The 11,711-nt window shown below is 66.3% G+C and carries 7 protein-coding genes and 1 tRNA gene; 6 read left to right on the top strand and 2 right to left on the bottom strand.

Annotation, left to right across the window (positions count from 1 at the left end):
- Positions 1-48: 48 nt before the first annotated feature.
- The 5 genes from gltB to L1F31_RS10000 all read left to right on the top strand — a co-directional run bounded on the left by gltB (position 49) and on the right by L1F31_RS10000 (position 10,057).
- Complete coding sequence (gene gltB, locus L1F31_RS10020; RefSeq protein WP_265417159.1) at positions 49-4,743, top strand: glutamate synthase large subunit; 4,695 nt, start codon at positions 49-51, stop codon at positions 4,741-4,743.
- On the top strand, positions 4,736-6,178 hold the full coding sequence (locus L1F31_RS10015; RefSeq protein ID WP_265417158.1) for a glutamate synthase subunit beta: 1,443 nt from the start codon (positions 4,736-4,738) through the stop codon (positions 6,176-6,178). Before gltB ends, L1F31_RS10015 begins: the two co-directional genes overlap by 8 nt.
- Before the next feature lie 126 nt (positions 6,179-6,304).
- Complete coding sequence (gene pyk / locus L1F31_RS10010; protein ID WP_265417157.1) at positions 6,305-7,852, top strand: pyruvate kinase; 1,548 nt, start codon at positions 6,305-6,307, stop codon at positions 7,850-7,852.
- Between the two features lie 179 nt (positions 7,853-8,031).
- Entirely contained in the window at positions 8,032-9,480 is a 1,449-nt protein-coding gene (locus L1F31_RS10005; protein WP_265417156.1) for a dicarboxylate/amino acid:cation symporter, read from the top strand.
- 49 nt (positions 9,481-9,529) lie between these two features.
- Positions 9,530-10,057: a GNAT family N-acetyltransferase gene (locus L1F31_RS10000; protein ID WP_265417155.1), complete on the top strand. Its 528-nt coding sequence runs from the start codon at positions 9,530-9,532 to the stop codon at positions 10,055-10,057.
- A 132-nt stretch (positions 10,058-10,189) separates the two neighbouring features.
- On the opposite strand, the gene L1F31_RS09995 is transcribed toward L1F31_RS10000, so the two are convergent.
- A tRNA-Leu gene (locus tag L1F31_RS09995) sits at positions 10,190-10,271 on the bottom strand.
- 192 nt (positions 10,272-10,463) lie between these two features.
- On the opposite strand from L1F31_RS09995, the gene L1F31_RS09990 reads away from it, so the two are divergent.
- Complete coding sequence (locus L1F31_RS09990; protein ID WP_425119370.1) at positions 10,464-11,084, top strand: ANTAR domain-containing response regulator; 621 nt, start codon at positions 10,464-10,466, stop codon at positions 11,082-11,084.
- Positions 11,085-11,222: 138 nt separating this feature from the next.
- On the opposite strand, the gene L1F31_RS09985 is transcribed toward L1F31_RS09990, so the two are convergent.
- Positions 11,223-11,684: a PaaI family thioesterase gene (locus L1F31_RS09985; protein WP_265417154.1), complete on the bottom strand. Its 462-nt coding sequence runs from the start codon at positions 11,682-11,684 to the stop codon at positions 11,223-11,225.
- Between the last annotated feature and the right edge of the window lie 27 nt (positions 11,685-11,711).

Raw genomic sequence — 11,711 nt, 5'->3', positions numbered from 1 at the left:
GACAGCGCCGTCTTTTCGACAGGTCGAACCACACCGAGAAGGCAGCATATGAACGACATCGCGTCAGCGACCCAGAAACGACCGGCACCGCCGGGCCGAATCGGTCTCTACGATCCCGCCCTCGAACACGACGCCTGCGGACTCGCCCTCATCGCCCGTTACCGCGGGGGAGCCGACCACCAGGTCATCGAACAGGCGCTCGACGCTCTGCGGCGTCTCGAGCACCGAGGCGGAATCGGATCTGACGAAGGCACCGGAGACGGTGCGGGCATCACCATCCAGATTCCGCACGCCTACTTCGCCGAAGAGCTCGCCGCATCCGGAATCGCACTTCCCCGTCCCGGCGACTACGCCATGGGCATCGGCTTCTTCGCCCAGGACTACTCGACCGACCTCAACGCGACCACCGTCGCACTCAACGCCGCGACCGAGACCCCGGTGTCGTCCGAACCGGTCGCACCTGATCAGGAGGCCCTGCTTCACACCACTGCCGCCGAAGAGGGCCTGCAGGTGCTGGCGGTGCGCGACGTGCCCGTCGACCCTTCCGTCCTCGGCGAGATCGCCCGAGCGACCATGCCGACGATGCGCCACGTGTTCTTCTCAGCCCACCCCGATCATCCGCTGCGCGATGACTCCGATCTTGCGCGCCGGTCCTATATCGTGCGCAAACGACTCGACAATGCGGGTCTGTACTTCCCGTCCCTGTCGCCGACGACACTGACGATCAAAGGCATGCTCTCGACCGGCCAACTCGACGCCTTCTACACCGAGCTGCGCGATGAGCGCCTGACGTCGGCCATCGCGCTGGTCCACTCCCGGTTCTCGACGAACACCTTCCCCTCCTGGCAGCTCGCTCAGCCGTTCGGCACGATCGCTCACAACGGTGAGATCAACACGGTGCGCGGCAACCGCAACTGGATGCAGGCGAGGGAATCAGCGCTCGTCAGCGAACTCCTCGAATCCCCGGTGCCCGGAACCGACTCCGGGATCGAACGCATTCTTCCGATCATTCCGGCCGGAGCCTCGGATTCCGCGTCCTTCAACGCCGTGCTCGAACTCATGGTCGCCTCGGGGCGCTCACTGCCGCAGGCGATGCTCATGATGATCCCCGAAGCCTGGGAGAACAACCCGGCAATGGGCGATGACCGGCGCGCCTTCTACGAATACCACTCGCTGCTCATGGAGCCGTGGGACGGACCGGCCTGCGTCTCGTTCACCGACGGACGCCTCGCCGGAGCCGTGCTCGACCGCAACGGACTGCGCCCGGCCCGCTACGTGATGACCGACGACACCGTGGTCCTCGCCAGCGAAGCCGGCGTCGTCGACCTGCCCGAAGCCGAGATCACTGCGCGCGGCCGACTCACCCCGGGCCGAATGTTCCTCGTCGACGTCGAAGAGGGCCGCATCATCTCCGATACGGAGATCAAGAACCGTCTGGCCACCGAACACCCCTATCGTGACTGGGTGTCCGAATGCTCGACACGCCTGGCCGATCTGCCCACCCGTGTCCACGTCAGCCACCCGCAGTCCTCGGTGCGCCGTCGTCAGCGGACCTTCGGCTACACGGAAGAGGAGCTGCGGGTGCTCATCGGGCCGATGGCCGAAACCGGGGCCGAACCCCTGGGCGCGATGGGCAGCGACACAGCGATCGCCGCCCTGAGCACCCGCCCGCGACTGCTCTTCGACCATTTCCACCAGAACTTCGCGCAGGTGACGAATCCGCCCTTGGACTCCATCCGCGAAGACATCGTCACGAGCATGTCCGCGGGCATCGGCCGCGAAGGCAACCTGCTGTGCTCCGACCGTCCGGACTCCACGCACATCCTGCTCGAGCGACCGGTCATCGACAACGACGAACTCACGGCGATCGCGCACCTGGGAGGCGACCGCCTCGGCGCGGACATCACCACCCCGTCGGTGACGCTGTCCGGGCTTTACCCGGTGGCCGCCGGGGCAGAGGCGATGGCCGAGCGGATCGCCGAACTGTGTCAGGAGGCGAGCGCAGCGGTAGCCGCCGGTGCAGTGTTCCTCATCCTCACCGACCGGGAATCGAACTCCGAATACGCGCCGATCCCGTCCCTGCTGCTGACTTCGGCTCTGCACCACCACCTCGTGCGGGAACGCTCCCGCACCCAGGTGAGCATCATCGTCGAAGCCGGTGACGTGCGCGAGGTCCACCATGCTGCGACACTCGTGTCCTTCGGCGCCTCCGCAGTCAACCCCTACCTCGCCATGGAATCGGCCGAGGACCTCGTCCGGTCCGGCCGGATCCTGGGCATCAGCGAGGAGACGGCTGTGGCCAACGTGCTCACCGCGCTGAATAGGGGTCTGCTGAAGATCATGTCGAAGATGGGCATCTCGACGGTTCAGTCCTACCACGGGGCGCAGACCTTCGAGGCCCTGGGCCTGGCGGATTCCCTCGTCGAGGAGCACTTCGCCTCGACCCCGCATCAGCTGGGCGGGAAGACGCTGTCCGATATCGCGGTCGAGACCACCGCGCGGCATGCCGATGCCTACCGGGACGATCATCCGCGTCCGGCGCACCGAAATCTGCTCGTCGGCGGCGAGTACCAGTGGCGCAGGGAAGGCCCGGGGCACCTGTTCAACCCGGAGACGATCTTCAAGCTCCAGCATTCCACCGCCACCGGCCGCTTCGACATCTTCCAGCAGTACACTCGGGCCGTCGACGAGCAGTCGGCAGAGCTGATGACGCTGCGCGGGCTCTTCGACCTCGTCCCCGTGGAATCCGGACCGATCGACATCGATGAGGTCGAACCCGCCGAGGCGATCATGCGCCGCTTCTCCACCGGGGCGATGAGCTACGGCTCCCTGTCCGCCGAGGCGCATGAGACCTTGGCGATCGCGATGAATAGGATCGGCGGGAAGTCGAACACCGGTGAAGGCGGAGAGGACACCGAACGCCTGCTCGACCCGCAGCGACGCTCGGCGATCAAACAGATCGCCTCCGGTCGCTTCGGCGTCACCAGCCACTACCTCTCGGCCGCCGATGATCTGCAGATCAAGATGGCGCAGGGCGCGAAACCGGGGGAGGGTGGTCAGCTGCCGGGGGAGAAGGTCTATCCGTGGATCGCGAAGACCCGCCATGCCACCCCCGGTGTCGGACTCATCTCACCCCCGCCGCACCACGACATCTATTCGATCGAGGATCTCGCCCAGCTCATACACGACCTCGGGCGTGCCAATGAGAGCGCCCGTGTGCACGTCAAGCTCGTCTCGGGAATCGGTGTCGGCACCGTCGCCGCCGGGGTCGCGAAGGCCGGTGCCGATGTCGTTCTCATCTCCGGTCACGACGGCGGCACGGGTGCCAGCCCGCTCAACTCCCTCAAGCACGCCGGCACCCCTTGGGAGCTCGGCCTGGCTGAGGCGCAGCAGACGCTCGTGCTCAACGGGCTGCGCGAACGCATCAGCGTCCAAGTCGACGGTCAGCTCAAGACCGGCCGCGATGTCATCATCGCCGCCCTGCTCGGGGCCGAGGAATTCGGCTTCGCGACGACCGCGCTCGTCGTCTCCGGCTGCATCATGATGCGCGTGTGCCACAAGGACACCTGCCCCGTCGGGGTGGCGACACAGAACCCGCAGCTGCGCGAGCGCTTCCACGGGCAGGCCGATCATGTGGTGAACTTCTTCACCTTCATCGCCGAGGAGGTCCGCGGCTACCTCGCCCAGCTGGGTCTGCGCAGCCTCGACGAGGCGATCGGCGCGGTCGAGAGACTGCGCATCGATGAGCAGCGGGCGGCAGCCTCGGGACTCGATCTCGACCTTGCCCCGATCCTCACCGTACCCACCGATATCCACGGTGACACCGCCTCGGTGCGCACCAGCGGGAACCGATCACCTCGCGAATTCGCCGGGGAGCTCGACCTCGAACTGCTGCAGCAGGCCGAAGACGCGATCATCGCGGGAAGCCCGATCGAGATCACCACTCAGGTCGAGAACACGCACCGGTCGGTCGGCACCCTGCTCGGCCACCGTGTGACGACGGCCCACGGCGGCAGCGGCCTGCCGACGGGAACCGTGCGGGTGAGACTGCACGGCACCGCGGGACAGTCACTCGGCGCCTTCCTCCCGCACGGTGTGAGCATCGATCTGCGCGGAGACGCCAACGACTACGTCGGCAAGGGCCTCTCCGGCGGCACGATCAGCGTCGCACCGCATCCGGAGAACCCGAATCGCCCCGAACACAATGTCATCGCCGGCAACGTCATCGGCTACGGCGCGACCTCCGGCTCGCTGTTCCTCTCAGGCACTGTCGGGGAGCGCTTTCTCGTGCGCAACTCCGGCGCCGAGGCGGTCGTCGAGGGCATCGGCGACCACGGACTCGAATACATGACAGGGGGCACGGCAGTGATCCTCGGACCGACGGGACGGAACTTCGCGGCCGGCATGTCCGGCGGCACCGCGTACGTCCTCGACTTCAATCCGAGCAGGCTCAACCCGAAGGAGCGCGCCGCAGGAGTCTTCCGCTTCGGCGGATTGGGAGTCACCGACACCGAGGTGCTCGAGAGGCTGCTCGCCGCACATGTGGAGGCAACGGGATCCCCGTTGGCCGACGAACTGCTCGCCGGACTCCACCGCGGGCAGGACGTCCTGTCCCGCTTCACGAAGATCATCCCCGTCGCCTACGCACGGGTCAAAGACATCCAGGACGAGATCACAGCCGGCGGCGAAGCCGCTGACTCCGAACAGGCCTGGCAGACGATTTTGGAGGCCGCTCATGGCTGATCCGCACGGATTCCTCACCATCACCGAACGCGAACTGCCCGCCCGCAGGCCCGTGCCCATCCGGCTCATGGACTACTCCGAGGTCTATGAGAAGGGTGATCCCGCACAGCTGCGCCGACAGGCCTCGCGCTGCATGGACTGCGGTGTCCCGTTCTGCCACCAGGGCTGCCCGCTGGGCAACCTCATTCCGGAGTTCAACGATGCGATGTACCGCGGGGAACTCGGCCGCGCGGTCGAACTGCTGCACGCGACGAACAACTTCCCCGAGTTCACCGGTCGCGCCTGCCCGGCCCCGTGTGAGAACGCCTGCGTGCTCGGCATCAACCAGCCGGCCGTGACGATCAAGCAGGTCGAGGTCTCCATCGTCGACCAGGGCTTCGCCGCCGGTCTCATCACCCCGGTCGTGCCCGACCGGATCACCGGGCACACCGTGGCAGTCATCGGTTCGGGGCCGGCCGGACTGGCCGCTGCCCAGCAGCTGACCCGCGCCGGGCACACCGTCGTCGTCTACGAACGCGACGACCGCCTCGGCGGACTGCTGCGATACGGCATCCCCGATTTCAAGCTCGAGAAGCATCACATCGATCGCCGGCTGTCCCAGATGCGGGCGGAAGGCACTCGGTTCGAGACGGGAGTCGAGATCGGCCGCGATATCGAACTCTCCGAGCTGCGGACCCGCTTCGATGCCGTCCTCGTTGCCACCGGAGCCACCGTGCCCAGGGACATGCCGCTGGCCGGGCGCGAACTGAACGGCATCGAATTCGCCATGGACTACCTCGTGCCCTCGAACCGGACGCAGGCCGGGGACACCGTCGCCGCACCCATCGACGCGGCGGGAAAGAACGTCGTCATCATCGGCGGCGGCGACACGGGAGCCGACTGCCTGGGCACGGCCCTGCGGCAGGGAGCCGCCTCGGTGACGACCCTGGCGATCGGAGCCAAACCGCCTGCGGATCGTGATGCGGACTCGCCGTGGCCGACGGTGCCGCGGATCTTCGAGGTCCAGTCCTCCCACGAAGAGGGCGGCACCAGGCGCTACCTGGCCTCGACGACCCGGTTCGTCGGCGACGAGTCCGGTCGGGTGAGCGGCATCGAGGTCGCCGAAACGCAGTTCGTCGACGGGCGCCGGATCCCGACGCCGGGCACCGAACACGTCATCGACGCCGACCTCGTGCTCCTGGCACTGGGATTCAACGGCCCGGAGGTCGACTCGATCGCTTTGGAGACGGGAGCGCGCGGGGCCTTCGACCGGGACGGGGACTTCGCCTCGACTCCGGGCGTCTTCGTCGCCGGCGATGCCGGTCGCGGACAATCGCTCATCGTGTGGGCCATCGCCGAGGGGCGTGCCGCCGCGGCCGCAGCCGATCGCTACCTCACCGGTTCGACCCGGCTGCCGGCACCCGTGCGACCCACCGATGCCGAGTTCAAATGTTAAGATAGCTCATGTCATAAATTGAGAAGCGATGGTGGGGCGGCACAACGCAGTGCCGTTCGTCCACCGCATGTGACCAGCGGCGACCGATGACGGCAGACCGCTGGGACTTTAGGTAGGGTGTTGCGTATGAGGCGTGCAAAGATAGTTGCAACTTTAGGTCCGAACCAGAACTCCTATGAAGAGATCCGCGAACTCGTCGATGAAGGCGTCGATGTCGCCCGATTCAATCTCAGCCACGGAACTCGCAGCGAACACGAAGAGAAGTTCGCATGGGTCCGTCAGGCCGCGCTCGACACCGGCAGGCCCGTCGCCGCACTGCTCGACCTGCAGGGTCCGAAGATCCGGGTGGGCACCTTCGCCAACGGCAGGGAGCAGCTCGTCGAAGGCGCCGCCTTCACGATCACCAGCCGCGATGTCGACGGCACCGCCGAACTCGTGAGCACCACGCTGCCGACCCTGGCCGATGACGTCTCCGTGGGAGACCCGCTGCTCGTCGACGACGGTCGGCTGCGTCTGCGTGCCACCGAGGTGACCGCCACCGACGTGGTCACCGAGGTGGAGATCGGCGGAACCATCTCCAATCACAAGGGCATCAACCTCCCCGGAGTGCCCGTGTCGGTCCCCGCCCTGTCCGAGAAGGACATCGAGGACCTCAAATGGGGCCTGCAGCTCGGCTTCGACTGGGTCGCCCTGTCCTTCGTCCGCAGTCCCGAGGACATGGACGATGTGCGGGCCGTCATGGACGAGGTCGGAATCACGGCCCCGGTGATCGCGAAGCTCGAGAAGCCTCAGGCCGTCGAACAGCTCGATGCGGTCATCGACGCCTTCGACGGAATCATGGTCGCCCGCGGCGACCTCGGCGTCGAACTGCCGCTGGAGCAGGTGCCGATCGTGCAGAAGCGAGCCGTCGAGATCGCCCGCCAGCAGGCCAAACCCGTCATCGTCGCCACGCAGATGCTCGAGACCATGATCGATGAATCGCGTCCCACCCGCGCTGAGGCCAGCGACTGCGCGAATGCCGTCCTCGACGGCGCCGATGCGCTCATGCTCTCCGGGGAGACCTCGGTGGGTGCGCACTGGGTGGAGGCCATCCGGACGATGAGCCGGATCATCAGCTCCACCGAGGAGCACGGACTCGAACGGATCCCGAAGCTGGGCACCGTCCCGCACACGAAGGGCGGAGCCGTGACAGCGGCCGCCGTGCAGATTGCTGAGCAGCTCGATATCGACCTGCTGTGCACGTTCTCGCAGACGGGTGACTCGGTGCGCCGGATGTCACGTCTGCGCCCGTCCTGGCCGATCCTCGGCTTCACCCCGGACCCGCAGGTCCGCCACCAGCTGGCTCTGACCTGGGGTGTGCGCCCCTACCTCGTGAAGACTGTGCGCCACACCGACCAGATGGCTCGCCAGGTCGATGCCGTCCTCCTCGCCGACGGCACCGCTCGCGAAGGCGATCAGAGCATCCTCGTGGCCGGTTCCCCTCCGGGAATCCCGGGCTCGACGAATGCTCTGCGCATCCACACCATCGGTGATGCGGCCAAGGGCGTCGCGGCGGCCTATCAGGATTCCTCGGATTCCGAAGAGGATCCGCTGGCCGGATACGGGGTCGTCGCCGAGGCGCCGATCACCCGTGAGGTGCCGATCGTGGAAGAGAACCGCTCGCCCCGACACTGACTCTCTGGGCAGATTCAGGCGGCGTCCGACCCGAAATCAGGGTCGGGCGCCGCCTTCGTCGTCTGCGACGCGTCTCACACCGATTTGCGGAATTTCGAAGATTGCTCAACAGTTGTGCTCCTGTGTTGCCTTCCTCCTCTCGTCACCTCGAGAGGAGGCCAAGCTAGGAGAGGAAATCAATGAGACTGCCCGCGTGGAGCAAGTCCTTCGGAGTGCAGGTGACGATCGCACTCATCGCCGGTGTCGTCCTCGGGCTCATCGCCCGGTCATGGGGGCCGGTCAGCGAGAGCCAGGACAACTGGCTGGGACAGACCCTGGACACCATCGGCTCGTCCTATGTCACCCTGCTCAAGGCGGCAGTCGTCCCGCTGGTCATCACGGCGATCATCGCGAGCATCGGCAACCTGCGCAAGGTCACGAACGCGGCCAAGCTGGCGATGTCGACTCTGCTGTGGTTCGCTCTCACCGCCCTCATCGCCGTCGTCCTCGGGCTCATCCTCGGGGTCGTCATCCAGCCCGGCGCGCACGCCGATGCCGCTTCGCTCAATCCCGGAGCACCGGATTCCCAGGGCAGCTGGATCGGCTTCCTCACCGGGCTGGTCCCGGTGAACTTCCTCGGACTCGAAGTGGCCACCTCGGCGGACGATGGCGGCAGCCTGACCTCTGAGGTCAACTTCAACATCCTCCAGCTCATCATCGTCTCCGGTGCCATCGGCATCGCCGCCGTCAAGGTCGGCAAGGCGGCCGAGCCGTTCCTCGAGTTCGTCGAGGCGGCGCTGGCCGTGGTGCAGAAGGTTGTGTGGTGGATCGTGCGCATCGCCCCGATCGGCACCCTCGGACTCATCGGCAACGCGGTGAACTCCTACGGCTGGTCGACGATGGGCTCCCTGCTGTGGTTCGTCGTCGCCGTCTACGTCGGCCTGGCGATCGTGTTCTTCGGCGTCTACCCGGCGCTGGCACGCGCCAACGGACTGTCCATGCGCCAGTACTTCTCCGGCGTCTGGCCCGCCGCACAGATGGGCTTCGTCTCCCGGTCCTCGATCGGCACCATGCCCGTGACGCAGAAGGTCGCCACCGACAACTTCGGTGTGCCGCACTCCTACGCCGCCTTCGCCGTGCCCTTCGGTGCGACGACGAAGATGGACGGCTGCGCCGCGATCTACCCGGCCATCGCCGCGGTGTTCGTCGCCCAGTTCTTCGGGATCGACCTCTCGCTCATCCAGTACCTGCTCATCATCTTCGTCGCCGTCATCGGCTCGGCAGCGACCGCCGGCACGACAGGTGCGACCGTGATGCTCACACTGACCCTGTCCACCCTGGGGCTGCCGCTCGAAGGCGTGGGTCTGCTGCTGGCCATCGAACCGATCGTCGATATGGGACGCACCGCCCTCAACGTCTCCGGACAGGCGCTCATCCCGGCCATCGTGGCCAAACGGCATGAGATCCTGGACGTCGAACGCTTTGATGCGCCCCGCATCAACGGCTACGTTCCCGTCGAGGAGGACGCAGATGTCGACGAATCACTCACCGAGGCAGCCGCGGACACAGCGCGATCCGCTGAGTCAGCGCGAACCTCTGAGCCAACCCGGTCGTCCGAGCCGGCCCGGTCCGGCGAAAGCGTCGGCTGACCGAACGGAACCGGAGCCGATCGCATCGGTCCGCGGGGGAGCGGCGGGTATGAGCATCGAGCTCATGCCCGCCGCCGGTCTCAGCGAGGCCGATGTGCAGCGAGTGGCGGAACTGTTCGGCCGCCTCGTCGAGGCAGGGGCTGCTCTCGGCTGGGTGGAGGCGCCCCTGCGGGCGGAGATCGCCGAGCTCGTGGCCGATCTGGCATCCGGAGTCGACGACGGGGAGACCAGCGCTGCGATCGCACGGACCGGTGACGAGATCGTCGGCTTCGCCTATTGGAGACGGTATGCCCGCCCGACACATCGGCCGCATGTCGATATCGAAAAGGTCGGCGTCGACCCCAGGGCGCAGGGAACAGGCGCAGGACGCGGTCTCATGGACGCGCTCATCGCGTCGGCCCGAGAACAGGGGACGGAAGTGGTCACGCTCGACCTGCGCGAGGACAATGCGGCGGCCATCGGCCTCTACGAATCCTTGGGGTTTCGCCTCTGCGGTCGCCTGCCGAGATTCGTCGCCGTCGGCGCACAGCGCTTCGATACTCTGCTCTACGCCCTCGACCTGCGCTCAGGTCGCTGATCTACGGCCGAATAGTGTGCATGAGCGGCTTCAAAGATCATCTGTGGTGATCTTGATCGGTGCGAATGAATGTCGAACCCGCGGGTGCAAGAAGGCACTGTCGAAAACGCATTCGACAGTGCCTTCTTCTCGTACCGGATGCGGGACTCGAACCCGCACGTCTTTCGACAATGCATTTTGAGTGCACCGCGTCTACCGATTCCGCCAATCCGGCTCGCGCTCGTCAGCCCCGTGGGGCCGCCTCGGCGACGGGGACGATTCTACTGCGCGAGCGCACCGATTGCACAATCGAACGATGCTCGACCGGGAGCCTCGGTGGTCGCCGTCACCGGTGGTGGTCACCCTCACAGAAGAAACTTCCACGCCCGCTGGCATGGACGTCACCGCCCTGGTCTAGACTGGTGACGTGCTTTCAAACAGCGAAGAGTCAACTGCAGATGAGTCCGTGCCTGTCCGCCGCGTAGTCGTGGCCGAAGACGAGGCCGTGATTCGTCTCGATATCGTAGAAATGCTCCGCGAGGTCGGCTACGACGTCGTCGGTGAAGCCGCAGACGGCGAATCCGCCATTCGCCTGGCCGAGGAGCTCCGCCCCGATCTCGTCGTCATGGACATCAAGATGCCCATCCTCGACGGAATCTCCGCAGCCGAGCGCATCGCCCGCGCCCGCATCGCGCCGGTCGTGCTGCTCACCGCGTTCTCGCAGAAGGAGCTCGTCGAGCGGGCCCGCGATGCCGGTGCCATGGCCTATGTCGTCAAGCCGTTCACCTCGGCCGACCTCATTCCGGCACTGGAGATCGCGCTGTCGCGCCACGCCGAGATCAGCTCCCTCGAATCGGAGATCTCCGATCTCACCGAGCGCTTCGAGACCCGCAAGCTCGTCGAACGCGCGAAGAGCCTGCTCCAGACCTCGATGGGTCTGAGCGAACCCGAGGCCTTCCGCTGGATCCAGAAGACCTCGATGGATCGTCGCCTGACGATGCGCGAAGTCGCCGAAACAGTGCTCAAGCAGATCGGCACGAAGAAGTAGAGCCAGCCGGGCGATGACCGCCCGCATCCGACACCGAACAGGGGCCGGAGAATCCATCACGGATTCTCCGGCCCCTGCTGTTGTCTGCTCAGTGGATCAGCGGCCGGTCACCTACCCGCAGCTCAGCAACTCGTCGGCTCAGCTCTTCGGTTCGGTCCCCAGGATCATGTTCGTGATCCGCACGATCGACAGCAGCCGCCCTGCCTCATCGGTCATCTTCACTTCATGGGAGACGATCCTGCGCCCCTGGTGGAGCACCTCGGCGCGCCCGGCGACGATGCCGTCTCGAGCAGCCCGCAGATGGGTGGCATTGAGATCGACGCCGACGACGTTCTTCCCACCCGAGATCAGGAACGAATGCATCGAGGCCAAGGACTCGGCGAGCACGACGTGAGCGCCCCCGTGGAAGAGGCCCATCGGCTGCCGGTTGCCGTCGACCGGGGCCGTGGCGACGATGTGATCATGTCCGAGCTCCGTGAACTCGATCCCCATCTTCTCGGACAACTCGCCGCCCTGACCGGGTGAGCGCAGCTGCTCGAGCAGCGCCGCGATCTCCTCAGAGCTGGTGTGTGCGGACAGGGTGGCGTCGGGGCGCAGCATCGGATCTCCTTCAAGTCAGCTTCGACC

The sequence above is a fragment of the Brevibacterium spongiae genome, from assembly GCF_026168515.1.
GTDB lineage: Bacteria > Actinomycetota > Actinomycetes > Actinomycetales > Brevibacteriaceae > Brevibacterium > Brevibacterium spongiae.
The sequence above is the reverse complement of the archived record's forward strand: the minus strand, read 5'-3'. Positions and strand labels throughout refer to the sequence as shown.

Excerpts from the sequence above, each read along its gene's own strand:
- gltB (WP_265417159.1), top strand. The coding sequence starts at position 49 with ATGAACGACATCGCGTCAGCGACCCAGAAACGACCGGCACCGCCGGGC.
- L1F31_RS10015 (WP_265417158.1), top strand. The coding sequence starts at position 4,736 with ATGGCTGATCCGCACGGATTCCTCACCATCACCGAACGCGAACTGCCC.
- pyk (WP_265417157.1), top strand. The coding sequence starts at position 6,305 with ATGAGGCGTGCAAAGATAGTTGCAACTTTAGGTCCGAACCAGAACTCC.
- L1F31_RS10005 (WP_265417156.1), top strand. The coding sequence starts at position 8,032 with ATGAGACTGCCCGCGTGGAGCAAGTCCTTCGGAGTGCAGGTGACGATC.
- L1F31_RS10000 (WP_265417155.1), top strand. The coding sequence starts at position 9,530 with ATGAGCATCGAGCTCATGCCCGCCGCCGGTCTCAGCGAGGCCGATGTG.
- L1F31_RS09985 (WP_265417154.1), bottom strand. The coding sequence starts at position 11,684 with ATGCTGCGCCCCGACGCCACCCTGTCCGCACACACCAGCTCTGAGGAG.